Origin of the sequence: Nostoc sp., from assembly GCF_036917675.1 — a bacterium.
Taxonomy (GTDB): domain Bacteria; phylum Cyanobacteriota; class Cyanobacteriia; order Cyanobacteriales; family Nostocaceae; genus Nostoc.
Genome location: NZ_JBALCT010000029.1, coordinates 1 through 25,991, shown reverse-complemented (window position 1 = coordinate 25,991; position 25,991 = coordinate 1). Strand labels below are relative to the sequence as shown.

Below are 25,991 nucleotides of genomic sequence, written 5' to 3'. Positions count from 1 at the left end.
TGGCTTCGCTCTCAGGCACTTATTCAATATAACGAACCTCCTTTATATTGTCAACTATTTTTTCCAAAAATCTTTTGGACTGTTTTTCAGTCACCCTCAAAGCCTTAGAGAGCAAGGGTTTTAGGCTACAATATTCGTGGAAGCCACTAAGGAAGCAATAAAGTTGTGAGGAATTCTGGTGTTTTGCCACCTTGGCTGATTTTAGATCCACTATTGCGTGGCTGGTTGTTGGAGGATATTGGCAGGGGCGATCACACAACAAATACGCTACTAGTACAAGATGTGACGCTAGGCAAGGCTTTATGGATAGCTAAAGCTTCAGGGATAATTGCTGGCTTACCAGTTGCAGCTAGGGTGTTTCAGATATTGAATGAAAAAGTCAGCTTTGTGGCGGTTGGCGCTGAAGGTGCATGGTATGAGCCGGGACAGGTAGTAGCTGAAATTCATGGTTCGCTGGATGCGCTGCTGATGGGGGAACGGGTGGCGCTCAACTTGGCTATGCGGTTGAGTGGGATTGCGACGCTGACTAATATATATGTAGAGAAAATTGCTGATTTACCTACTCAGTTAGTGGATACGCGCAAAACTACACCTGGGCTTAGACTGTTGGAAAAGTACGCGACTGCCGTGGGTGGGGCGATTAATCATCGCATGGGGTTAGATGATGCGGTGATGATTAAGGATAATCACATTGCGGTGGCTGGGGGAATTGGAGAAGCAGTTACCCGTATTCGTTCTCAGATTCCTTATCCCTTGACAATAGAGGTAGAGACGGAAAGTTTACAGCAGGTGGAAGAAGCTTTGAAGCACAAAGCTGACATTATTATGTTGGATAATATGCCTTCGGATATGATGCGTCAGGCGGTGCAGTTGATTCGGCAGCACGATATCCGGGTGAAAATTGAAGCTTCGGGGAATGTGACTTTGGAAACGATTCGCGCTGTTGCACAGACAGGTGTTGACTATATTTCTAGCAGTGCGCCGATTACTCAGTCGAAGTGGCTGGATTTGAGCATGAGGATTGTATAGCAACGGACAGGAAGCTTAGGACAACGATAAATTCACAATGTATCCTTTTGAGGGCGTCTACCGCCAACTTGTCTTAACGGCTTTGGCGACTGCTATATTTTAAATTGGAATTAGAATCAAGAATTCTGTGCCTTTTTCTGATTCTGATAGACAATTCAAAATTCCACCATGTCTTTCAACTACAATTTGGTAGCTAATTGACAGTCCTAGACCTGTTCCCTTGACCACCGGTTTTGTGGTGAAGAATGGATCAAATAACCGCTTTCTAACGTCTTCCGCCATTCCTAATCCGTTGTCGGCTATTCGGATGACAAAAAATTTACACTTCTTTCGGTTATTTTATGGTAAAAATTAAATTAACTAAAATTTAATGACTATAATTTTAAATCATTGAAGCTCATAACTTATACCTGCAAAGGTTTACAAGCTTTTAGATATGTTTGAATAAGGAGAGTAATATATAAAATCTGTCCAAGATGTTTCCCCTACTCTTGCTAAAATGTACACCCGAAAAGAAAAATTTAGAGACATACCGAAATTCCATATTTCTCGTAGGCTTGCCTCCAATCTGTTATGGAGCCTCTAGATACATCTAGAATTGTTTGAATTTCATTATACAAGTAGCCTTGATAAACCAGTTTGACTGCCAACGCTTTCCTGACCTCACGCACATCTGGACGCACAGCTATAAAATCTTGTAGTTCGGTGATCGCGTGAAATGTTATTCCCTCTGTTGACTGTTGGCGTGATACTTCCAGTACTAATGTAATTTCATGAGATAGATGAACTTATTGGTAATCTCCAATCTTACCTATATTGAATTCCTCAAGTTGCTTGTCTATAAAATCAACTTGTTTGGAGTCTGGCTGAATTTCAATTGATATTTTGTACTTACGCATCATTGCAGGGTACCGCGTTTGATTTGTTCGCTTTCAATAGCTTCAAATAAGGCGCGAAAGTTGCCTTCGCCAAAACCTTTAGCTTGCAAACGACGCTCAATAAACTCAAAGAAAAATGTTGGCTGTTCAAAAATGGGCTGGGTGAAAATTTGCAGTAGTAGGGGCGCAGTTTGTTGTGCCCCTACGGAAGTATATTCTTGCCAGTCCACCAGAATTTCTTGTTGAGCGATCGCTTCCAGTTCTAAAAGTGATAGCGGCAATCCTGGACGCTGTTTTAGTTGTGAGTAGTAGGCTTGGGGAACTGAGAGTAAGGATAAACCACTGGCACGAAATTTAGCGATCGCACTCACTAGATTAGTCGTCCGCAAGGCAATATGTTGAATTCCTGGCCCCCGGTTGACATTGAGAAACTCCTGAATTTGGGAATTACTGGAAGCCGGTTCATTAATTGGCAATTGGACGCTACCGTTGCGCGAAACCATCACCTGGCTGTGTAAAGCAGAGCGGTTGGTTTTAATTTTAAATGCTTGCTGGGGTTGAAAATCTAGGATATTTTCGTACCAACTGACAGCACGCTCTAATTCACCAACTGCCACGTTCAGCACTATGTGATCTATCGCGGTAAAAGTGTTGTCCTTTGTCCCTTGGTCTTTGTTAGTTACAAATGACGTAGGCGCTTCGCTTTCCCGCAGGGTATGAACACTGACCAATGATCTTTCTATCAACGTATGAGTAAGTCCACCCCAGGCGGCAATTTTGCCACACTTGAGGAATGCCGTACCGACTTGGCGTTCCTGGATGGTTTGTAGGATTGTAGCACCGTGCAGTTGAGCTAGTGCGATCGCGCCTTCGACATCTTCAACTGCAAAAGCGACATCTGCCACACCTGGGGGATATTGACGCAGAAACTCAGCTACTGGACTTGTGGGCAACAGTGGTGAAGACAGAAAAAAGCAGACGGCACCACTTTTGACCACTTCTGTACAAGTATGAAATGAACTGATGCGATCGGCTACTGTTTGAAAACCAAGATGGTGTACAAACCAATCCCGCCATACTTTGGCGTCTTCTACATAGAAATGAACGTGATCAATTTTCATAGATATTGAAAATCCAGCATAACAGTTTATATATCTGTAAATTTTGGCTTTTTTGCTAGATTTTCACGTCTTTCCTAAGCAAGAATTATCTAGGCGTACTCCCACTTTAAAAGAACAAATGACTATCAGGTTGAATATTAATTTCCATTGGCACAGCTTGCGGTTCGGCAGAAAGGGCAAAGAAAATCGCATTGGCAGCAGTTTCAGGACTGAGCATTTTTTTTCGGTCTACTTTTAGGTTGACGTTATCCCAGAAAGGAGAATCTACCCCACCAAAGTAGAATAGCGTGAACTTGATACCAAAACGCTTGAGTTCCTCTGCCATGCACTTGCTAAAACCCACAACACCAAATTTAGAAGCAGAATAAGCCGCCGCCATCGCCATCGAATGCTTGCCCAGAATTCCTACCACATTACAGATCTGACCGGACTTTCGCTTTTGCATCTCTTCAGCAGCCGCCTGAGTGGTGTAAAAGCTGCCTTTTAAGTTCACATCTAGCATCTTGTCTAAATCAGCCGGTTCCAGACTGTTGTAGGGCTTGAGTATACCAGCACCAGCTGCATTCACTAAAATATCGATTTTACCAAACTCAGCGACGGTCTTTTGGATCAAAGTATCTACTTGTTGGGAATCAGTAATATCGGTGGGAACGGTCAAAACTTGCCCTGGTAAATCATCTGCCAGTGTTATTAAACTAACCCTATCTCTGGCAGCCAGTACCAACCGGACTCCAGTGGGAGCAAGTTTGTGTATTAAGGCTGAACCAATGCCACCAGTAGCACCAACAACAACAACGACTTTATCCTGCATTTTATTATTTACATTTATTTACATCTTTTTACATAATACTGAATTACAAGCTCAGGTTGTATGTAGACATCCAGAAAATATCTATTCTGAGAGTAGCGGCTGCTTGTCAGATATACCTACTTCATATTCTTTACCATTCGCCTTTAATGTAAATGTAGGAGATGATTCTAAATATTTAGTAAAACTAGAACCTAACTTTAATTTTTTGACAATTGAACTAGGTGATTCTCCGGTTATTTTCTGTAACTCCGAACCTAGCTTGGACACAGACAATTGAGTTTTAGGAGACTTTATTTGGATATCTTGAATAATGTTTAATAGTAATTTATCTAATGTTTTACAATCAGAATTTTTCGCCGAATCTTCTTTTTTTTCTTCCTCTTGAATAGCTTGAATAGATTGTGTAGATGAGTTATCTAAAATAGAGATTATTTCCTACTTTTCTGGTTGCTTGGAATTATATTTAATATTGATATTGCATCTTTCTTGAAATAAACTCGCAATCGCCGCTAAACTATTTAATCGAGCATTGATTGATTCCTGTTCATTTTTAATTAAATCTTGAATTTGCTCAAACACTTTTTCAAAAGATGGAACTTCTGTTGCCATTGTTAAGGAATAATGAGTTAATTTGGTAGTATTTCGGTTTTCTATACGCAAAGTTTGCCCTTGTCTACGTACCCAATAGACAATCAATCCCTGGTTTTGGAGTTCGTTACAGAGGTGAATTAAAATCCCATCGCTAGAACAGACCAAGATTTCTTTAACTGTTGGATAAGAGCGTAAAACACAAGCACCAATTGCGATCATTTTTCCATCAGCACTATTCTTACCCTCAGGCACATGGACAAGTTGATAGCTACGGTTATATAGTTCAATATCTTGTTTCCCAATACTAGGATTTCTCCAGTTAGCAAATGCCATTTTAACTTGGAGAGGATACTCACAGATACTAGCTAAAAATAATTCGGAATTAACATCTAATTTTAAGTTTTCTGCATCCAAAAGTAGAAGAGATATTCCTGTTTCTAATTGATGTTTAATCTCATCTTTTTGCTGAATTTTGAGGAGCAATTGACTGAACGCAGCAGATTCTAGCCAATTAGGGGATAATATAGTTTGCAGCAGTTCTTCAGCTAATGTCAAACTAAAAGAGCCAAGACTTTTCTCTGTGACTTTATCTTCTAGCAGGTTTTTTCCTAAAGGAACTTCCGTCGCTTCAGCCATAGATACTTTAGTATGCCCGTTGCCGTTAGCAAGCAAGTTAGTTTCTAGGGAACGAGAGAATGCAGGCTCAAGGAATTGTTTACCACAACTTTTGCAGAGGTAATTCTGCTTGCCATTCCGACGACCATTTTTCCGATATAAAGTAGATTCGCACCGGGGACATTTCATTTTGTGATTTAGGTGATCTAGAACATATACTTATCTTTAAATATATAGTATAAAAAATTACTGTAAACGTCAGTTTGTATTGCCCAACACAAGAAAAACTCAAAGCAAGGGGAAATTAAATTTAACCCCTAATTTCCGCTTGTACCATGTAGTAGCCCTCTGAATAGCTAAGTAAGTAGGCAAGAATAAATCAAACTATGTTACGCAATGTAAATTTAATTAAATTTGCTCGTAATAAGCGGCTTTGGTCTTTAGTACAAACCTTTCATTAGGGACATTCGAGTTAAAAAAACATCCTATCTTAGGGGCGCAAGGCGTTGCCTTCCTAAAAATATACAAATAATTTTGGATAATTTATTTTTTGGAAGCCCCTATTAACTTGTGTAATTAATTCTGTCCGATTACTTATAGCCCACATTCAGTAGGTTAATTTGAAAATCTTGGTATTTTCTATAATCCAACTAGTGGAGTGGTCTGTCAAACCCATTTTGACGGTTGGAGAGACGCCCGCGTTGCGAACTCTACCTGAAGTAGATTCGCACGAGGGACATTTCATCTTGTGATTCAGCTGGTCTAAAACAGATATCTATCTGTAAGCATATAGTATAAAAAATACTTTAAGAGTAAGTTTTTATTGCTCAACCAAAGAACACCTGTATGGGACTGGGAATTAAATTCAACTCCTGATTCCCTTTCGCACCATGTTGTAGCCCTCTAAATAGCTAGAATCGAAATAATTCAACTTACACGGGCGAAAACGTAGTCGCGGGTGCGAGAATCCAGGGGGTTAGTAAAGATTTTATTTGTAGTACCAAATTCAACCATTTGAGTAATACGATTTTCATTACTACAAAAGAAAGCCGTAAAATCAGATAGGCGAGTAACTTGCTGCATATCGTGAGTAACCATAACAATTGTCAACTCAGAGCGCAAGTTATGGATAAGATGCTCAATTTTCATACTACCGACAGGATCAAGACCTGAACAAGGTTCATCCATCAACAAAACGTTCGGTTTCACTGCTAAAGCACGGGCAATACATAATCTTTGTTGTTGACCACCAGAAAGCTCTAAAGCAGATTTGTGCAGCTTATTTTTCACTTCATCCCAAAGTTCGGCAGCTTTGATGGCAGATTCAACGATTCCATCTAATTCTGCTTTCGGGTGCCATCCAATTAATTTCACCCCATAAGCAACATTATCATAAATGCTCATCGGAAAAAGATTTGGCTTGGGAAAAACCATACTAACTTGGCGACGTAAGCGATTGATGTTAATACGACGCTCATAAATACTCTGCCCAAAAAATTCTACTCTTCCTTCAACACTCACTTCTTCTTCTAGTTCACTCATGCGATTTAACGATTTAAGAAAAGTAGACTTGCCACAACCACTAGAACCAATAATTGCCGTGACTTGGTTTTGGTAAATATCCATTGACACGCCTTCAACTATCTTTTGAGTGTCGTAGTAGAAGCTGAAGTTTTTGACTCTGATGGCTGGAATTAGTTTACTCATATTCCCAAAACGTGTGAAATAAAACTTGACTAAGTAAAACACTACAAATCAGCATCGCTGTTTCACTATGTTACTCCCAAAAGGGGATATTCATAGAAATTACGTAGTTATACAGTAGTCATACAGCAGATAAAGTGTTAAGAAGTATTTATCACACAAGATTATTCTTTTGTACAGTGCGTAAGTCCTAGAATATCCTCTGGCATCAGATGGTTCGACAAAAATTATTAAGTCAGGCTAGGACATACCTTAACCGAAACGCCCTGAAATGTAGTCGCGGGTGCGGGGGTCTAGTGGGTTGTTAAAGATTTGCTCTGTAGCGCCAAATTCAACCATTTGACCAATCCGACTTTCATCGGTGCTGAAAAAAGCGGTAAAATCAGAGACGCGAGCAGCCTGCTGCATATTGTGAGTAACGATCGCAATTGTTAACTGAGACTGCAAACTATGGAGCAGTTCCTCAACTTTCATGGTAGCGATGGGGTCAAGAGCCGAGCAAGGCTCATCCATCAGCAGAACTTTCGGCTTGACTGCTAAAGCACGAGCAATACATAACCTTTGTTGTTGACCACCAGAAAGCCCTAAAGCTGATTTTTTCAGTTTATCTTTGACTTCATTCCAAAGAGCAGCGCTGTGAAGTGCAGATTCGACGATTTCATCTAATTCTACTTTTGAATACCTGCCTGCTATTCTCATACCGTAGGCAACATTTTCGTAAATACTTATCGGAAAGGGATTCGGTTTTTGAAACACCATACCAATTTGGCGACGTAACCGATTGATGTTGACACGAGGAGCATAAATATTCTGACCAAAAAATTCTACATCTCCTTCAATTTTCACTGAACCTTCTAATTCGCTAATACGATTAATAATTTTGATGAAGGTAGATTTACCACAACCACTAGGGCCAATAATTGCCGTTACTTGGTTCCGATAAATATTCATTGACACCTTTTCGATCGCTTTTATTGTGCCATAGTAAAAGCTGATATTTTTAACTTTAATGGCTGAAATTAACTGATTCATAACTTGCCCAAGATGCGAAACAAAAACAAAAGATTATTTTTACTTGATTCTTCTCTGCCTAATAACTAAACGAGAGATAATACTGACACATAAAATTAAGCCGAGTAGAACTATAGAAGTAGTCCATACTAATTGGCTTTTTTGCGGATCGGGGTCGTTGTAGAGGTTAAAAATCAATACTGGTAAGGAAGCTGTTGGACTTAACAATCCTTCTGACCAATCTAGACTAAATAAAGCAGTAAAAATTAAGGGTGCTGTTTCACCAGCAGCACGAGCTACAGCTAATAAAATACCTGTAGTAATTCCAGGAATTGCAGCAGTCACAACGATGCGAAAAGTAGTTTGGAAGCGAGTTCCCCCTAAAGCAGCAGAAGCGAGGCGTTGAGATGCGGAAACAAGTTTTAAGGATTCTTCTGTTGTCAATATAATTACGGGTAGCATAATCACAGCTAAAGCAAAACCACCTGCGATCGCACTAAATCCTTTAGTTACCAAAACTATTACACCATAAGCGAATACGCCTACAACAATTGAAGGCACGCCTGTCAGAATACTGCTGATAAAACGAACAATACTAGCAATTGGATTGGTTTGACCAAATTCCGCTAAGAAAATTCCTGTCATTATCCCTGTGGGAATGCTTAAAATAGCAGCAATTACCACCATGATTATGGTTCCCAGGATGGCATTGCCAAAGCCATTGTCAATCACTGCTTTGACAAACATATCTGATTTCAATCCAGATATTCCCCGGACGAGAATTTCCCACAAAATTGATAATAAAGGAATGAGTGCTAAACCTGTCAAACCAAAAGCGATCGCATTCATTGCATAGGTAAATATTACTCGCTCTGTTGGCAGAGGACTGCATAATTGTGTCGCCAGAGATTCATCAGTTTCAGGCTGGATGTAAGCATTCATATTTTTTACAATTTTTTATTTATAAACGTTTTGCTACACTGAGATCAAAAATCCTATCTGAGTTATCTTTGAATTTTGAATTGTTAATGATTTTTCCTGCTAACCCACTTCACCAATAGTACAGCGCCAATATTTACAGCTAGAGTCAAGCCAAACAAAATCAATGCCAAATAGCTTAAAGCGCCTATATGCAATCCCGGTTCAGCTTCGGCAAATTCATTAGCTAATACAGAGGGAATTGTATAAGCTGGATCGAGTAAAGAAGGACTGATTTGAGCAGAGTTACCAATCACCATAGTGACAGCCATTGTTTCACCCAAAGCACGTCCTAATGCGAGCATTGTTGCACTTACCATTCCAGAAAATCCAGCTGGTAGCAAGATCCGAAAAATTGTTTCCCAACGGGTGCCACCCAAAGCCATAGATGCGCTACGTAATTCTTTAGGGATAGCCATTAAGACATCACGAGTAATTGCTGCCATTGTGGGCAAAATCATGATGGCTAGAATAATTCCAGCAGTCAACATATTAGTCCCAGAAGGGTCTTCTGTATTAAAAAATGGTATCCATTTAAAATTGGTGGCTAGCCACTTTTGCAGAGGTTCTAGAACTGGAATAAAGACAAAAATTGCCCACAAACCAATAATGACACTAGGAATTGCTGCAATTAATTCAACAACAAATGCTAAGGTTGTTCGTAGCGATGAAGGTAAGAAATTTTCACTCGTGACTAAGGCTACTGCTATTCCCACTGGGACAGCGAATAAAATAGCGATCGCGCTACTCACCAAACTTCCATAAATATAGGGTAATGCACCAAAAACCTGATTACCTGTATCCCAATCTTTACCCCACAGAAACCCCAGTCCAAACTGCTTAATGGCTGGTAGAGCTTCGTGTAAAATTACCCAACTCATCACAAATAGCACTGCAACGGTAATCACCGCAAAAAAGTATACTAGTCGTGTAAAACCTTGGTCAAACCATAAAATTGTGCCGCCGATAGCTGTTAAATTGAAATTTTCATCACCTAGATTTGAATCATGTGATGAATTTCTGTCGGCTGGTTCAGATGAATTTGCCATTACAAATCAATAAAATAGATTTTTTTATTACTAGCTATTAGAGTGAGTTATAGCCTTTTCTAATCACATGAGCTACATCATAGCCCCCTCTTCGCTTGCGGGGAGGGGGTTGGGGGTGGGGTTCTTGTACCTCACAAGGGCCGAGAACCGCTATAATAACTCACTCCCCTAAGAGAGGAAAGTAGTAAGGTTACAAATTAAGGTTTGACAGAGCTATTCACTGTTTGAAGCACCCGATTTGCCACATCAGATGGAATTTTGGTGTAGTTGAGGTCATCGTTATATTGTTGACCATCTTTTAATACCCAATTAATCCATTTCTTAATTGCATTAGCTTTAGCAGCATTAGCATACTGTTTGTAAACCATCATCCAAGTAAGACCAACGATTGGATAACCTTGTCCTGGATCTCCTACAAAAACGCGGTAATTGTCGGGGAAATTCACAGTTGACAAAGCAGCATTTGCAGATTCTAAAGAAGGAGCAACAAATTCTCCTCTCTTATTTTGTACCAGTGCTGATTTCAGGTTATTTTGGACAGCGTAGCTATATTCTACATAACCAATAGAACCGGAAGTACGAGAAACTAATGCAGCAACGCCTGGATTGCCTTTGCCTCTAAGGACATTTGGCAGATTCCATTTTGGAGCAGTGTTAGTTCCAACTCTGCCTTTAAAATAACCGCTAGTAGCACTTAAGTGATTGGTGAAAATGAAAGTTGTACCGCTACCATCGGCGCGAACAACAAATTTAATTGATTGATTTGGTAGATTAACGCCCGGATTATCAGCTTTAATTTTTGCGTCATCCCATTTAGTAATTTGACCTGAGAAAATTTCTGGTAGTGTCTTGCGGGACAATTTAAGGTCATTAACGCCTGGAAGATTGTAAACAACAGAAACAGCACCGCCTGCTGTAGGTACTAAGATTACACCATTTTTGACTTTAGCAATTTCATCATCTTTCATTGCAGCATCACTACCACCAAAGTCAACGGTTCCAGCAATAGTTTGACGAATACCGCCGCCGCTACCAATTGCTTGGTAGTTAATTTTCAAGTCTGGATATTTCTTTTTGACTTCACGAGCATAGCGTTCGTAAAGCGGAGCCGGAAAAGTTGCTCCTGCACCATTGAGAGTTTCAGCTTGTGCGATCGCACCAAAAAATGGACTGAGTGCAATAGAAGTTGTCACAAATGAGGTAGCAACGACACGATTCAAAATAGTGGTCGAAAAAATCATATTACCTCTGAATTAAAGGAATACTTTTCTGCTGTAATTTCAGCCTTGAATTAACTTACATTTTTTATGGTTAACGATGAACAAACAAAGGATTAAGGTGTGTTTAAATCTTAATTTAAGCTTTTTTGATTATTGATATTTGATTGACTAGATTAGTTTATTAAAAATCTGCTTATGAAAATTTTCAGGGCGATCGCAGACTATACAAACCTTTTAAAATTGGAATATAAAACCACAATGTTGCATCAGGCATAGGTTTTGGAATGATTTTACCATTGATTTACTCGCAATAAGGTTTAGTTTCTGGTAGTGCAAGAAACTCTTCTAGGGTCAATATTTTATTTGGTGTTTGTACCATGATTATCCTAGCTCCAACTTATAAGAATTTTTTTATATAGTTAAGTCCTAACTTGTGAAGTCTTAACTGAAAAATATTTACCTTATTCTAAAGTATTTTTTAGATTTACCAATCCGTTTTTACCTAAATTATTTAATGTTTGTTTGCGGCTACAATACAGCACTAGAAGTATAAATAATCCTATTCCTGCAAGATATTTAATTGGATCAGGTATGTTGGGATTAGGAGAAAAAAAGCCTTCGATCGTACCAGCCATAATCAACATTGGGACAATCCCAAATACTAGCTGTACCGCTTGCAAACCGTAGAATTTCAGTGCATCTCCACGCCGATATTTACCAGGAAATAAAATTGCTCTTGCTAATAAAAATCCCGCACCCCCAGCAAAAAAGATCGCGGGTAATTCCAAAGAACCATGCCCAAACACAAATGCCCAAAAAGGATAAGCCAGATTATTTTGACCTACCAAAGTACCAACAGCACCAATTAATAATCCATTAAATACCATCAAATAAGCTGAATATGCTCCAGCCGTCATGCCACCGGCAACAGCCCCAAAACATACCGACAGGTTATTGATCATGATACTGCTGGATGCCAGAGGTTCAACGCCGACAATTGACCCCATCCACAATTTATGCTCATCTCGCACCTTGGTAATCAAACTTTCAGGTACGATCAACCATATAAAGCTGGGATTTTGCCAGGAATACCACCAAGCCACTAGCGCCCCTAGTAGAAACAGCGCCGTCGCCGCAGCAATATATACAAATGTCTTCTGGACTACAGATGGTAATCCCCATAGGTAAAATTCTCTGATTGCCTGCCATTCCTGTCGCCGCGAACCTTGATAAATCTGCGTATATGCACGAGTTGTTAAAGATTGTAAACTTTGGATCAAAGTATTGCCGATTTGTTGTGTACGGGCACGAGCTAAATCAGCCGCCACTGAACGATACAAACTCGCTAACTCTCTAATTTCTGCTGCCCGTAGGGACTTTAGCCCTTTTTTTTCTATCTGCCTTAAGAGGGCATCCAGACGTTGCCAATTTGGTTCTCGTCGCGCAATCCAACGTTGAATATTCATGAATTTTGGGAACACTAAGTTTAACTTAGCTTAAGATAGCCTCAAATTCATCTCCGTAATTTCAACGGAAATTTGCCATTATGTCTGAAAACTTTGGATCTCCCAGTCAGATACAACCACTGAGTATTGGTAATGTTGTCAGTGCGGCGGTACGGTTGTATCGTTCTCATCTGAAGACTTATTTGAAACTAGCTTTGACTGCTCACTTGTGGGTTCTAGTTCCGATCTACGGCTGGGCAAAATATGCAGCCATCTCTGGACTAATTTCACGCTTGGCTTTTGGAGAGTTGATTAACCAACCTGAAAGTGTCCAAGCCGCCAGCAGCCATATTAATCCGCGTCTTTGGTCATTTTTAAGAGTTGGTTTTCAGGTTGGAATATCTTTGCTGGTAATTTATTTTGGATTGGCGATCATGGGTGGTGTCCTGGCTACCTTGCTGGGATTAGTATTAGGAGGGATATTAGGTACTACAGGTGTTATAGTTGCAACTACATTGGCAGTAATTGTAACGGTAATTATTGTGTTGTTGGGACTAACTTGGTTCTACTCGCGTTGGGTGGTAGCTGAAGTGCCTTTAGCAGTTGAGGAAAATATTAATGGTGGCGAAAGTGTTGCGAGGAGTTGGGAGTTAACTAAAGCTTCAGTACTTCGCATTCAGGGCGTTGTTTTAGTTGCTTTTGTCGTGACACTGCCGTTGGTATTTGTATTAAATTATATACCCCAACTATTCCTCGTAAAGCTTGAGCGAGGTTCTACTATCTACGGAATTGTGTATATTATTTCTATGATCGGCAGCTTAGTAGGTGGAGTTTTTGTGATGCCATTTTGGCAAGCACTAAAAGCTGTTTTATACTTGGACTTGCGTAGTCGGCGTGAGGGTCTAGGTTTGCAATTACGATAACCTCCCTCACAAGATTTTCGTTAACTTAACACCTTAATTCAACTCTATTAATTTTCAATTAGTTAATATATGCGCTTTTTTAATCGCATCACATTCCAGACTCCAGAAAGTGTAGAGTTGGAATTTATTTTAGCCGGAATCGGCAATCGAGCTTTGGCGGTGGTGATTGATTATACACTCCTGGTTGTAACCTTGTTTGTGTTTTTACTTACCTGGACTGTCTTTTCGACGCAGCTGTTCAATTTTTTTGAGGGTCAGAATTTAGGAATTTGGTTAATAGCTATTTTTTTCATTATCGCCTTTGCAATTTACATCGGCTATTTTGTATTTTTTGAAACCTTATGGTTTGGACAAACCCCTGGTAAACGTATTGCTAAAATTCGCGTAGTTCGAGATGATGGTAGACTCATCGGGCTACAACAAGCAACTCTACGTGCCTTACTGCGACCCTTTGATGAAACGTTGTTTATTGGCGCATTTTTAATTATGTTTGGCCGTCGAGAAAAACGTTTGGGTGATTTGGCTGCTGGCACAATTGTAATTCAAGCCCAAACACCGACTGCATCAGCGATATTGACGATTTCAGAACAGGCTAAGGTCCTTCATGAACAGTTAATCCAAATTGCTGATTTATCACCATTGATGCCAGATGATTTTGCTGTTATTCGTGAGTATTTGCAGCGACGTGCTGCAATGTCATTAAAGGCAAGAGCCTCACTATCTCTAAAGTTAGCCGAGCAAGTTGTAGCTATTATTAATTTAGAAAAGTTGCCAGAAGCTATTACACCTGATGTATTTTTAGAAGCTGTTTATCTTGTTTATCAAAAACCGGAGTTTTAGGCTGGAGATTTTATTTAGAGCATTCACAAAAAGCTAGTACCGCAAGGCGTAAATAAACTTTAGCGTCTTTACTCTTGGGTATTCCCAAATCTTTCATAAAAGTCCAACATTTCCAGAAATTAACTTAAAGGATGTTTGTACTGCACTAAGGGCGATCGCATTGCATTTGGTTTATTTTCAAGAAGACATAACTAATAATCAGTAGTCAGTGAGTGGAAACTACCTGACTACTAACTACTAACTAATGACTTAAAAATCTAAAATTGGCCAGTTTGGTTCACGATAATAGCGTGTCATGTTGTCAAACTTTCGCAATTCGACGCGATTGATCAAAAAATCTGGCAAATTCAACAGCCATTGTTCATTCAATTCAGAAAGCATTGTACTGAAATTTGTGCGGTCTAAGTCAGATGAAACCTCCCCAAAATAGGCTAATGTAACATGAGCTGTGAAGTGATAATGCTGCTCAATACCCAAAGCAATTAACTTGGGATTTTGATAAATTGTTCGGCGAAATTTAATAATTTCCTCGTAACAGCCTTCATCCTTGGGTACTAAGCAAACGGCTACAGCTCTTGGCATCAGTATTAGTCCCAGCATTTGCCATTTAATCGGATGACTCCTATTTGTCATCAATTGTTGATATTGCTGAAACATTTCGGCTAAACAAGAGTGTAACTCCTCGTCAAATTTGGGATTTTTTTCGCAGGCGTCAAGGTAAGCATTGTCCCAAATTAAATCCGCCAAAGTTAGATGGAAGCTAACAGGAGGTACAGGTACAATCAAATTACGGTTTACAGGCAACTGCAAGAGTTCCTGTTGGTAAGTCTGTAATTTGGCATAGAAAGCAGAGTTTTGTGATTCTTCTTCTGCCGCAGGCGGGGTAATTAGCGTATAGCCAGGAAAGGATGCTGCTTGTCTCAAGCCAGAATGTGGCTGAAATTTATAAGATTCCTGAATATGCTGAACTTGCGATCTGTAGGTTTCTGGCAGCGTCAGTCGTGCTAACCGATTTAAGTAAGTTTGATAGTTGTCGTCCAATCTTCATAGCCTCACGCTCTCACTTGATAGATTTTAGGGAAAATTACCCCGATTAACAGAATGATTTTAAAAGTATTTAATTTTTGGGAGCGGGAAGACGCGATTAATCGCGTCTGTACAGGAGTAGGAGTAGAGACGCGATTAATCGCGTCTGTTAAAAGTTATAAGAATTCTTCCCCAATATCCAATGAGGTTTACCTATGCCAATCTATGTTTACTGGGGTGAGGATGATTTTGCTATAGAAAAAGCGATCGCTATGCTGCGCGATCGCATCCTCGATCCCCAATGGATAAGTTTTAACTACACTTCCTTCCCCCCAGATCAAGCTGATGCTGCTATCCAGGCGTTAAATCAGGTAATGACACCGACTTTTGGCGCTGGTGGGCGTTTGGTATGGCTGATAAATACTCCTCTATGTCAGCATTGTCCTGAAAATGTCTTAGCGGAATTGGTGCGATCGCTTTCTGTGATTCCCGAAAACTCATTTTTATTGCTCACCAGCCGGAACAAGCCAGATGAACGCCTCAAATCCACGAAATTATTAAAACAATTTGCTACCGAGTTCCGAGAATTTCCGCTCATTCCCCCTTGGAAAACAGAATTACTGGTGCAATCTGTTAATCAAGCAGCCCTGATTGTGGGCGTGAAACTGACTGCCAATACTGCCCAGTTGGTGGCAGAATCTGTAGGAAATGATACACGATTACTCTACAATGAGTTAGAGAAATTACGGCTATATGCCCAAGATAGCAATAAGCCAATAGAAGTAGATACCGTTACGAGGTTAGTAAGAAATACTACTCAGAATAGCTTACAATTAGCAGCAGCAATCAGAACAGGAGATACAGCTAAAGCTTTGACAACCTTGGCAGATTTGAGCAATGCTTCCGAGCCGGGATTACGGATAGTTGCCACACTGATTGGACAATTTCGCACTTGGCTATGGGTGAAGATTATGATGGAAAGTGGGGAACGGAATCAACAAGCGATCGCTATTGCTGCTGATATCGGTAATCCCAAACGGATCTATTTCTTACAGCAAGAAATCAGACTGCTTTCTGTGCAACAGTTAATCTCTTGTTTACCCCTACTATTGGAGTTAGAAGTGAGCCTCAAGCAAGGAGCATCAGAAATATCAACACTCCAAACTAAAACAATCGAACTTTGTCAAGTATGCCGAGGAAATTGACAATCAAATATAAAAGCTTGATGTATTTAGCAGTTGCTGGAACTTCCAACTCCGAAAATAATTCCAAGTCCTTATAATATCCCTGATGTAGTTTTGTCTCACACACTATATGAAGAAAATTTCCAATTTATTTTCCCGAGCTAGCCGAAAGCGAATCCTTTCTCCATCATTATTTTTCGGCGCGATCGCTACTGCGGGTATGATTTTCAACGCTTTTTCATTGAGTTCAAAAGCTGATGGTCAAACTCCACCACCAATAGTTAACAATACTGAAATCAACAGCTATGCTCAATCCGTGCTAGCAATGGAGCCAGCACGTCAAAGTGCCTTTGAAGAAATTAAAAAACTTATTGGCAATGGAGAAATTCCCAAGATTGTTTGTAACGATTCTAACAGCATAAATGGTCTTCCCAAGAAGGCTCAAGATATCGCAGTGAATTACTGTACCCGCGCTCAAAAAATTGTCCAAGATAATGGTTTGAGCTTTGATCAGTTCAACAAAATTACTATGGAATTACAAAATAACAATATGTTAAAACGGCAGGTTTACGATAGCCTACTACGCCTGCAACAAACTCCTGAATCTCAACAAACTCCTGAGTCTCGGTAAGTAGAAGGGCTTGATTCATATTCCCCACTCCCCACTCCTAACTCCTAACTCCCCACTCCCCATTCTCCCTAAGTCCGTCCAACAAGGCTGGCGACTACTGTCGCTAACTCAGCTGCTTCAATAGGTTTAGGTAAATGTAGCTGATAACCTTCTTGTATAGCTCGCATCCGATCCTCTGCCCTAGCATAAGCTGTCAACGCGGCGGCGGGAATATTTCCCCCTAATTCTGGTGGTTGCGATCGCAATTTGCGGATCAAAGAATAACCATCCTCTTGGGGCATACCGATATCGCTGACTAAAACATCTGGTTTCCACTGTGTAATTACGTGCAATGCTTCTGGAACTGATGCTACAGCCTGAACTTCGGCTTGGTACTGTTCGAGGACTGTGGTGATGAATTCACGGGTATCGGCTTGGTCATCTACTACTAGCACACGCACGCCAAAGAGGGAGAAGGGGACAGAGGGAGAGAGAGATGAAGGGGCACAAGGGCAAAAGGGCGGACTCTTCAGAAGTGGTATTTTGACTGTAAACGTCGCTCCTTGTTCTTTACCTGGACTATTTGCGTGGACAGTACCGCCATGTAATTCTACTAAATGACTGACGATCGCTAATCCAAGTCCTAATCCACCATAGGATCTAGTGCTAGAACTATCAGCTTGACGAAACCGATCGAACACGTAAGGAAGAAAATCAGGACTGATACCAATGCCTGTGTCAATTACCTGAATTTGGGCATATTTATCCGTTGTCTGTTGTTTTTCTTGGCCAGTCACTACAGATAATTGCACCTCTACCCGTCCTCCCGTGGGTGTGAATTTGATGGCATTCGATAGCAGATTCCAGATAATTTGCTGTAAACGCTCGAAATCCCCGGAAACTAAGAATTGAGAATTTTCACCCAGCTTACTGTCCTCTGAGTGTTGATTGGTTTGGGATTGTGCTTCTGAAGATTCTAGATTTTCGTGATTGATTCCTAATCTTAAATCTGAATTTGGCGCGAAAGTGACCACGGGGAGTATCCCCGGTGGCGCATTTCGCGTTTCTTTTGCGGGAATGAGGGAAAATCTTAAATCGATTTCCTTAGATTGGGCGGCTAGACTAACAGTCTCAATCGCTGACTCAATCATTGGAATCAAATTACAAGTACGCACATTGAGGCGTAACTTACCTCTAATCATCCGCGATATATCCAGCAAGTCTTCAATTAGCTGGGTTTGCGCTTTTGCATTGCGCTCAATTGTCTCCGCAGCCCTAGCCATTAGGGTTTCACTAAGCTTACTTCGTTGCAGTAATTGCGCCCAGCCCAGGATGGCATTGAGGGGCGATCGCAATTCGTGAGATAATATCCCTAAGAATTCATCCTTCATCCGGTTAGCCTCTTGCAACTGCTCAGTTTGTTGTTGCAAAGAAGCAATTAAACTAGCCCGTTCCATTGCGATCGCTATTTGGTCGCATACTGCTTGCATCATCCCCTTTTGATTGTCGGTGAAGCTTAACCGAGTCCGGCTGCCAAAAGAAAGAGTACCCAACAACCGTCCTTGGGCGATCAATGGATAACTATAATAAGCAGTAATACCTAAAGAGCGAATCAATTCTGTTTTCGGATCAGTTGATTGCTGCACATTCTCTACAGCTATTGCACAACGCTCCTGCGCTACAATACCGCAAACCGCTTCACCAAATGCCAAACATTCAATTTCCTTTGCCAGTCCCGAAGAAATGCCACTGTAAGACTCTAGCCGCATTAGCTGAGAGTCATTCTCAACCAAATAGTTAAAGTAAACATCTAAACCAATTTGCTCTCTTAGTTTTCGGTAGACGCTATCAATTAGTACTACTGGTTGCTGGCTCGATAGTAAATCGTTGGCTGTGTCGAATAGTATCTTTAGCTTTTTGTAACTTAACGAAAGGGCTTTTTCTGCCTGTTTGACGTTGCTGATTTCTTGGAACACCAAAATACAGGTAGCCGGATGACCGTGCATTGCTGGCAGGGTATCAGCAAATACCAGTAGAGAGCGCACACCACCGGGAGTGTGCCAGTCTACCTCCAATCCATTCAGGCGTTCGCCAAGGGAAACCCGCACTCCTGGCATTTGCTCATTGGGGATGCGATCGCCAGCTGCATTCGTGTAGTGGTAAACTGTGTGATACTCTGCGGCTGGTACACCTTTGGGAAATTCGCCCCCAGCTAATTCGTTAGCAGAACGATTGGCAAAAGTTACCCGCGCCGTTCCTGGTTCAATAAAAAGCAACGGTCTTGGCATCAGATTTAACACATCTTCCAGCCATTTTTGCTGATTTAGGAGTGCTTCCTCTGCCTGTTTACGCTCCGTAATATTTAAAAATGCACCAACGCTTCCTCTGGTTTTACCCTCTTCGTCAAACAGGGGTGCAACGTACTCCAACAGGTTGACGATTTTTCCATTTTCATGAACGACATCGAGTTCAAAATCCAGAACTTCGACACCATGAGTGGCAGAGTATTGCATTGGGAGTTCTTCTTTTAACAGTTCCCTTCCCTCGCGGTAGATTTTAAAGCTTGTTGGTCTTTCGTCTAAGGAAGCGCTGAGGGAGGCATTTATATCTGAGAATATTCCCAACTGCTTGGCAAAAGCAGGGTTGACCTTGATATTTTGGCATTCTACATCTTCGATAATGCCAATTCCAATCGGAATTACTTCCAACAAAGTTTGTAACTCAGTAATGCGGCGCTGTAGATCCTTGTTTAGTTGTAAGATTTTTTCCTTGGTCTGCTTTTGCTCACTGATGTTGCGAGTCACAGTTGCTAAGGCAATTGGCTGACCTGTGTTGTTGTCTGTAACAGTGAAGATATTGTAATCAACTGGTATTGGTTGACCTGTTTGGAAGTGGCAAAAGCAGAATTCTCCCTGCCAGCGCCCTTCTAATAGCACAGTCGGCAGTATATGTTCTTGAAAATAAGCTTTGTCTTTGGGCATGAAGTAATCTAAAACTACTTTTTGCCTGACTTCATCTTGGCTAGTAAGCCCTACCAGCTTTTGACCTGCATCATTTACATAGAGTATTTCACCCTCAAGGGTGGCGATGCCAATAAAGTCAGAGCTATTTTCTACCAGCGACACTAATTTTTGTTGCTCTGCTTCTGCTTGCTTGCGTTCGCTCAAGTCGAGGATAAACGCTACTGACTCTTCGCGGTTTTCTCCTAGAAGCACGTAACCAAGTAAAACCGGGATGCGGCTACCATCTTTGCGGATATATTCTTTCTCGTAGGGCGTACAAGCAGCGTTGGTGTTACTTTTTGCTTCGGTGACACCTCGCTCATCCAAGTATAGATACTCTGGTGGTGTGATATTGCTCCAACTTAACCTACCTGCTAACAAATCCTCCCGCGTGTAACCAATCATCCTGAGAAATTCGTCGTTTGCCTGTTGGATACCGCCGTACACATCGCCAAACAAAATGCCGATGACGTTAGAATCTACAAAACTCCCCAATTTAGCTTCGTAGGTTCTCAGTGCATCCTGGGCACCGTCGCGTTGATGGCTGAGACGTTCAATAACCGCCGCACTTTGCCAAATCAAAATAGTAAAAATTACAATCAGGACGATCGCAAACACTGATATTGCAAACGCCGGATCGTATTGTCCTGCCCGTTGACCTTCAACAATTACCCATCCCAATATAAAAGGTACTGCGATCGCGGCAATTAATAAACGACGTGCAAGTAAGCCGCCGTAGGTATCACTTGTAACTACCTTCATTAACCCCTGTTCTGCCCGCGCCCACAGAATTCCGATACTTAGTAAAAAGAACAACACCGATGTGTGTAACGCCATTGATGTTGTATATGGGGCAATTCCGTAGAGAACTTTCACTTTATAGGCATAGCCCATCAGCGCTTGAAAGGAAATTAAAGTAGCGATCAGAGCGATAATCTGAGCATACCAATAACTGCGGTGGGTTTTTGGATGAATCAAAATCTGTAGAGCAACGCTGACCAGTATAAAGTTCAGCGCTGTGTTCACCCCCATTCGCCCGGAATGCGATGTCGCTATAGTAATTGGCGAATCACGGAACAGTAGCTCGTCAATGCCGAGATTCCAGGCAAATAGATATTCACAGAGTGTGAGCGCAGCAATAATCGTGACAGCTATTGCACAGGCCTTAGAGATTAAAAGAGTGGAGAAATGGGAGAATAATTTTGGGTCGCACCTTTGGTGCGCTTCCATCGCAACTTGAATTTTGAATTTTGAATTGTTTCCCCCTGTTCCTTCTTTCTCTGGTGTTAAAAATAGCCACAACGACACACCATACAAGATAAAACATAGCGCTGTGTTGACTTTCATTGTGGCAGGACTACCACCGAAGCCGCGCTTCAGAACTTCAATGCCAAGGCACCAGCCAATTAGTACCAAGATGCCAACAAAAACAGCGATCGCACTTGCGACTTTTGCCACAAGTGAATTTGTCGGGATTTTAAATCTCTGTTGCAGCCGCAAGCGGTTAATATTTAACATTTAGTGTTCTCTAACCGCATCTATCTAGCGTAGTAAACTAACGTATTTCTTACGGTTTAACTATTTATATCCTCTGTATTTTAAGCTACCCCTTGACTTACTTTTCATCTATCCCAATGCATACTTTTCCTTGCAGAATTGGTAATCAGAAATAATGGTGGTTCAAAAAACCACCTTTGTGAGTAAGTAAGTGGGTCAAATTAAATATAAAACCTCACCCTGCCTCCGGCTTCCCTCTCCGAACTCACGGAGAGGGATTGAGGGTGAGGTTTGATCTTATATTTAATTACGCCTACCTACTTATTTCAGAATTGCAAAGTATGTGGCTTACCATCATCTTGGAAACGTTGCTCTCCCACACCAACGACTTCTACAATTACTTCACGCGATGGAGGTGTCCATTCTCCGATTCTCGCTCCAATTTCAACTACTGTTTGATTAGAATCAGTAAATACGCTGATATTTGCTAAGGAAAAAAGTTTATCTTGATAATTGTTTGTGTGTCCATCATCTTCAAATAGCTGATATTCGTTATTACCAGGCCAAATTCGTAACCGGATCTCGTCGAGTGGGGCTTGATCAACGTATTGCCTGACAGGTTGCATAGGAACGATCGCACCGCTACGGACATACAGTGGCATTCTTTCTAGTGGTGCATGAGTAAGAATATGAATCGGGCCTTGGTAGCGATCGCCACTCCACCAATCATACCAAGTGCCAAGGGGTAAATAGACAGATCGATGCTCAACTCCAGGGCGGTAAATTGGTGCAGCCATCAGTGACGCACCTAATAATACTTGATCGTAGAGGCTATAGGTTTTCGGATCGTTAGGGAAATGGTATAATAATGGTCTTAAAATCGGTGCGCCCGTTGTTGCCGCTTCCCAAAAAAGACTATAAATGTAGGGAAGTAGTTGATAACGTAGATTAATATATTCTCGACAGATATTTTCAACGCGATCGCCAAATACCCAAGGTTCATGACGAGCAGTAGACATTGCCGAGTGGCCGCGCATCAACGGGTAAAGCATTCCTACCTGCATCCACCGAGCGAATAATTCAGCTGTGGCGTTACCAGCAAACCCGCCAATATCGCAACCCACAAACCCCACACCCGAAAGTCCCATATTGCAAAGCATCGGCAGAGACATTTCTAAATGCTCCCACAACGATTGGTTATCCCCCATCCACACAGAAGACCAGCGTTGCACACCAGCATAACCCGATCGCGTCAACACAAACGATCGCTCTGAGCTTCGATGCCGTTCCAACCCTTCATAGCAAGCTTTAGCCATCATCAAGCCATACAAGTTATGCACTTCTGTATGAGTCGCGTCAATTTTAGATTTTGGATCGCACCTTTGGTGCGCTTCCAGCGCAACTTGGATTTTGGATTTTGAATTATCCCCTCCCCCCTGTGGTGCATCTAAGGGAAACCAAATCTTTTCACCATCATCGCCGAAAGGGCGATCGTTTATGGCAGGTTCATTCATATCATTCCAAATTCCTGCCACACCAACATCAGTTAGGCTTTTATGTAAATCGCCCCACCAGTTACGCACATCAGGACGTAAAAAGTCAGGAAAAACAGCTTTCTCAGGCCAAACGTAGCCGTGGAACAACGCACCATCCGCTTTACGCACAAAGTAGTCGTTTTCTATTCCTTGGTCAAAAACATCATAATTGGCTTCTGGTTCATACTTAACACCAGGGTCAATAATTGTGACTGTTTTGAAACCATCCTCTGCTAAATCACTGATGAGTTTTGCTGGGTTGGGAAAACGCTGGGGACTCCAAGAAAACACCCGATAACCCCGCATATAGTCAATATCCAAGTGAATAACATCGCAGGGAATGCGGCGTTGGCGAAATTCTCGCGCCAGTTCCCGCACAACCGTTTCTGATTCGTAACTCCAGCGACATTGATGATAACCTAGCGCCCATTTCGGCGGTAATGGCATTCTCCCAGTTAGCTGGGTGTAAGTCTCCAGAATTTGGGCAGGTTCGGGGCCGTAGATAATGTAGTAATCCAATTCACCGCCACGAGTTTCCATCTTCCAAATACCTGGTTGTTCAGCACCGATATCGAACTGACTCCAAAAACTGGTATTGAAAAATATGCCATAGCTTACCTCAGGGCGCAAAGCCATAAAAAATGGAATTGCTTGGTACATTTCATCAGTAAGTGCATCATAATCTAAGGCATCTGTTGTCCAGTTGGTTTTTACTTCGCTCAGTTTATCCAGCCAGCCTGTGCGTTCACCAAAACCATAAAAATGTTCATCGGCTGCAATTTGCTTCCATCCAGCAACTGCGCCCATTCGCCAACCTATCCCCATCTCTGCATCTTGAGCAAAGGGGCGATTAGCTTTGTCAAAACAGCCGATGCGACACTTTTCTCGCTGGATACACACACGAATTTGTGCTGTTTCAATTTCGATTGTTGCTTCAGTTTCCCGCACCGCAAAAGGTGTTGTCGCCCATTCTGCATCATCTAGCGTCACTGCCCAAGAACGGCGAGGCATAAATTCCCCAGTTGGTGCAAAACGCACACGGATTAAATTGGGAGCAAGTACGCTGATAGTAAGGCGTGAGTCGCCACAGTCAAAATTAATAATATTATTGTCCCAGGTTACAGCTTTTACATTGCCAACAGTTGTCCAAGCTTGGTTTGTTGTGGGTAGTTTTCCGAAATATTGCGGCATATCAGTTATTAAGCAGGTTAATACTTCTTTGCATTCATGATTACAGAGATACTCAGTCTCAAACTCTTTCTTTCGCTAGAAGTTGGGTGAAAGATTAGCAGATATTTTTTAGCAAGAGGGATTTTATGAGATCGGCCAAAAAATGAGCGATGCCTACGGGTAGCATAGGTGTCAACTTAAGCGCAAACCCCTTTAAAACCTCGTTTACAGCCTCTGGCTGGAAATGCACTTCATATTGCGACTCTGCCGCAAGTCTTGAGGCGGCAGCTGCCATTAGGCGTTCCCAGTCGGAAGCTGGGAGCGAGACACATTTATTTTTATGCCGTTGAATTACGATAAAAAATCAGTGATAATTTTTGCAATTTCAGCAGCATGGCTATAACCAAACCCATGTCCGCCTTCTTTAATAATTTTGAGTTCTGAACCAGAAATTTTGTTATTCAAAATATTACTATTAACAGGAGGAATTACGATATCGCTATCCCCAGTAATGATTAAGGTAGGTGCTTTAATGCCTTGCAATAAATTACATATATCGTGAGTATGGTGCGCCTGTAATTGTCTTATAAAACCATCTGCTTGGCTGTGATAAGGTGAGGTTTTTATGAAAAAATCTTCTGCTTTTTTCCGGTTATTAGAGATAGCTAAGTATGAAGTTGGAAAAAGAAGATCCAATAAATCTCCTTGATTATTTGGGTTGAAATCGCTACAATCTCCACCGGTCATTGTGCAGGCCAATATCAATTTATTTAGCTTGATAGTATGTCTCAAAGCAAACTGTTGAGCAATCATACCACCCATGCTGAATCCCAAAACATGAGCTTGTGCTATTCCTAGAGCATTAAGCAATCCTGCTGCATCATTTGCCATATCAGCAGTCGTGTAGTTGTCTGTTGACTAGCTTTTTGTTCGTCCAGAATCGCGGTTATCAAACATAATGACTTAGTAATGTTTTGCCAGATCATCAGGGAATACATCTCCCCAATCCAAAAGGCTGAAGCTGAAACCCATAATCATGAGTAGCGGATAACCACTGCCTTTCACCTCGTAGTAAATGCTAATATCTCCAACTTGAACTTCTGGCATTTGAACATTAAAAAAGATAAAGAATAGGAAAATATAAATAATTAGCTTTTAAAAGATTTTATGAAAGTTTTTAAAAAATCTTAGCCAAATTAACATCATGCTGAGTGTCAATTTATTAATAATATCAAATATTTAACATTACTAAATATAATTAAAAGAGGGTGCAGACAACCAAAAATGTTTAACATTTACAGCGTTTTGCAACTTAGTGACATCATCCGCCTGCCTCCTTCAAGCCAAGTTACTCTGTATCCTCTGGCTGCTCTGCTCGTTTAATGACTTTAATGCATCTAGACTGCAACGCAAACGCGGCTTGTCAGGGTCAGTCAAATCTAGTTTGTCCCAAGGTACTGTATAACCACCCTAGATTTTCTGCGCCCACAGTAGATGCAAAATTTTTAACCCAATTGTCCAAGCAGATAACCGTTCTAGCACCGCAGCATAGCCGATAAGATATTCCTTAACAATCCATTCTTCACCTTGCTGTTCGGCGCGTAGTTCCTCAATGCGTCCGACGGTTTTGCCTGTTGAGTCTACTACTGGTTTACTTATATCAATTTTATATGAAGCTGCATATAATAGAGAAAACAAACTTGATAAATTCTAATATCTATGAGCCGCCCTTTTGAGATTGAAATCGCAGAA

21 protein-coding genes and 4 pseudogenes are annotated in these 25,991 nt (G+C 41.3%); 5 read left to right on the top strand and 20 right to left on the bottom strand.

Annotated features, from left to right (window positions below; translation table 11 throughout):
- Positions 1–165: 165 nt before the first annotated feature.
- Positions 166–1,029: a carboxylating nicotinate-nucleotide diphosphorylase gene (nadC, locus tag V7K31_RS10125; protein WP_335094124.1), complete on the top strand. Its 864-nt coding sequence runs from the start codon at positions 166–168 to the stop codon at positions 1,027–1,029.
- Between the two features lie 99 nt (positions 1,030–1,128).
- Here nadC and V7K31_RS10120 read toward each other — a convergent pair.
- The 13 genes and pseudogenes from V7K31_RS10120 to V7K31_RS10055 all read right to left on the bottom strand — a co-directional run.
- Positions 1,129–1,347: pseudogene (locus V7K31_RS10120) on the bottom strand (sensor histidine kinase); the annotation flags it as partial.
- A gap of 218 nt (positions 1,348–1,565) precedes the next feature.
- Positions 1,566–1,799, bottom strand: a pseudogene (locus V7K31_RS10115) (helix-turn-helix domain-containing protein); the annotation flags it as partial.
- Between the two features lie 128 nt (positions 1,800–1,927).
- Entirely contained in the window at positions 1,928–3,028 is a 1,101-nt protein-coding gene (gene hppD, locus V7K31_RS10110) for a 4-hydroxyphenylpyruvate dioxygenase (protein WP_335094122.1), read from the bottom strand.
- Between the two features lie 106 nt (positions 3,029–3,134).
- On the bottom strand, positions 3,135–3,839 hold the full coding sequence (locus V7K31_RS10105; RefSeq protein ID WP_335094120.1) for an SDR family oxidoreductase: 705 nt from the start codon (positions 3,837–3,839) through the stop codon (positions 3,135–3,137).
- Positions 3,840–3,920: 81 nt separating this feature from the next.
- Positions 3,921–4,106, bottom strand: coding sequence for a hypothetical protein (locus V7K31_RS10100; protein ID WP_335094119.1), 186 nt, complete (start codon positions 4,104–4,106; stop codon positions 3,921–3,923).
- Between the two features lie 168 nt (positions 4,107–4,274).
- Positions 4,275–5,234 (bottom strand): IS1/IS1595 family N-terminal zinc-binding domain-containing protein, encoded by a 960-nt coding sequence (locus V7K31_RS10095; RefSeq protein WP_442941251.1) that lies wholly within the window; start codon positions 5,232–5,234, stop codon positions 4,275–4,277.
- A gap of 738 nt (positions 5,235–5,972) precedes the next feature.
- A complete protein-coding gene (locus V7K31_RS10085; RefSeq protein WP_335094118.1) occupies positions 5,973–6,752 on the bottom strand; it encodes a phosphate ABC transporter ATP-binding protein in 780 nt (259 codons plus the stop codon).
- A 249-nt stretch (positions 6,753–7,001) separates the two neighbouring features.
- Complete coding sequence (gene pstB, locus V7K31_RS10080; RefSeq protein WP_335094117.1) at positions 7,002–7,781, bottom strand: phosphate ABC transporter ATP-binding protein PstB; 780 nt, start codon at positions 7,779–7,781, stop codon at positions 7,002–7,004.
- 39 nt (positions 7,782–7,820) lie between these two features.
- Positions 7,821–8,702, bottom strand: a complete 882-nt coding sequence (pstA, locus tag V7K31_RS10075; RefSeq protein WP_335094116.1) for a phosphate ABC transporter permease PstA — start codon at positions 8,700–8,702, stop codon at positions 7,821–7,823.
- Between the two features lie 83 nt (positions 8,703–8,785).
- Positions 8,786–9,787: a phosphate ABC transporter permease subunit PstC gene (gene pstC / locus V7K31_RS10070; protein ID WP_335094115.1), complete on the bottom strand. Its 1,002-nt coding sequence runs from the start codon at positions 9,785–9,787 to the stop codon at positions 8,786–8,788.
- A 197-nt stretch (positions 9,788–9,984) separates the two neighbouring features.
- Positions 9,985–11,028 carry a phosphate ABC transporter substrate-binding protein PstS gene (pstS, locus tag V7K31_RS10065; RefSeq protein WP_335094113.1) on the bottom strand — a complete coding sequence of 348 codons (1,044 nt, stop codon included), beginning with the start codon at positions 11,026–11,028 and terminating at the stop codon, positions 9,985–9,987.
- Positions 11,029–11,311: 283 nt separating this feature from the next.
- Positions 11,312–11,386: pseudogene (locus V7K31_RS10060) on the bottom strand (Uma2 family endonuclease); the annotation flags it as partial.
- A gap of 82 nt (positions 11,387–11,468) precedes the next feature.
- On the bottom strand, positions 11,469–12,473 hold the full coding sequence (locus V7K31_RS10055; RefSeq protein WP_335094111.1) for a stage II sporulation protein M: 1,005 nt from the start codon (positions 12,471–12,473) through the stop codon (positions 11,469–11,471).
- Between the two features lie 80 nt (positions 12,474–12,553).
- On the opposite strand from V7K31_RS10055, the gene V7K31_RS10050 reads away from it, so the two are divergent.
- The gene (locus tag V7K31_RS10050; protein WP_335094110.1) at positions 12,554–13,375 is read left to right on the top strand and encodes a hypothetical protein; all 822 of its coding nucleotides are present in this window, start codon (positions 12,554–12,556) and stop codon (positions 13,373–13,375) included.
- A gap of 69 nt (positions 13,376–13,444) precedes the next feature.
- Complete coding sequence (locus tag V7K31_RS10045; protein WP_335094109.1) at positions 13,445–14,215, top strand: RDD family protein; 771 nt, start codon at positions 13,445–13,447, stop codon at positions 14,213–14,215.
- A gap of 249 nt (positions 14,216–14,464) precedes the next feature.
- On the opposite strand, the gene V7K31_RS10040 is transcribed toward V7K31_RS10045, so the two are convergent.
- Complete coding sequence (locus tag V7K31_RS10040; RefSeq protein ID WP_335094108.1) at positions 14,465–15,256, bottom strand: DUF1868 domain-containing protein; 792 nt, start codon at positions 15,254–15,256, stop codon at positions 14,465–14,467.
- Positions 15,257–15,456: 200 nt separating this feature from the next.
- On the opposite strand from V7K31_RS10040, the gene holA reads away from it, so the two are divergent.
- Both holA and V7K31_RS10030 read left to right on the top strand, forming a co-directional pair.
- Positions 15,457–16,446 carry a DNA polymerase III subunit delta gene (gene holA, locus V7K31_RS10035; RefSeq protein ID WP_335094107.1) on the top strand — a complete coding sequence of 330 codons (990 nt, stop codon included), beginning with the start codon at positions 15,457–15,459 and terminating at the stop codon, positions 16,444–16,446.
- Positions 16,447–16,555: 109 nt separating this feature from the next.
- Complete coding sequence (locus tag V7K31_RS10030; protein WP_335094105.1) at positions 16,556–17,056, top strand: DUF4168 domain-containing protein; 501 nt, start codon at positions 16,556–16,558, stop codon at positions 17,054–17,056.
- A 68-nt stretch (positions 17,057–17,124) separates the two neighbouring features.
- Here V7K31_RS10030 and V7K31_RS10025 read toward each other — a convergent pair whose 3' ends face one another.
- The 6 genes and pseudogenes from V7K31_RS10025 to V7K31_RS10000 all read right to left on the bottom strand — a co-directional run bounded on the left by V7K31_RS10025 (position 17,125) and on the right by V7K31_RS10000 (position 25,937).
- Positions 17,125–21,555 carry a PAS domain S-box protein gene (locus V7K31_RS10025; RefSeq protein WP_335094103.1) on the bottom strand — a complete coding sequence of 1,477 codons (4,431 nt, stop codon included), beginning with the start codon at positions 21,553–21,555 and terminating at the stop codon, positions 17,125–17,127.
- Positions 21,556–21,860: 305 nt separating this feature from the next.
- The gene (locus V7K31_RS10020; RefSeq protein WP_335094102.1) at positions 21,861–24,260 is read right to left on the bottom strand and encodes a glycoside hydrolase family 31 protein; all 2,400 of its coding nucleotides are present in this window, start codon (positions 24,258–24,260) and stop codon (positions 21,861–21,863) included.
- 94 nt (positions 24,261–24,354) lie between these two features.
- Positions 24,355–24,534 (bottom strand): hypothetical protein, encoded by a 180-nt coding sequence (locus V7K31_RS10015; RefSeq protein WP_335094100.1) that lies wholly within the window; start codon positions 24,532–24,534, stop codon positions 24,355–24,357.
- A 56-nt stretch (positions 24,535–24,590) separates the two neighbouring features.
- Positions 24,591–25,142 (bottom strand): annotated as a pseudogene (locus V7K31_RS10010) (alpha/beta fold hydrolase); the annotation flags it as partial.
- 60 nt (positions 25,143–25,202) lie between these two features.
- On the bottom strand, positions 25,203–25,346 hold the full coding sequence (locus V7K31_RS10005) for an alpha/beta fold hydrolase (protein ID WP_335094099.1): 144 nt from the start codon (positions 25,344–25,346) through the stop codon (positions 25,203–25,205).
- A 363-nt stretch (positions 25,347–25,709) separates the two neighbouring features.
- Positions 25,710–25,937 carry a hypothetical protein gene (locus tag V7K31_RS10000; protein WP_335094098.1) on the bottom strand — a complete coding sequence of 76 codons (228 nt, stop codon included), beginning with the start codon at positions 25,935–25,937 and terminating at the stop codon, positions 25,710–25,712.
- Between the last annotated feature and the right edge of the window lie 54 nt (positions 25,938–25,991).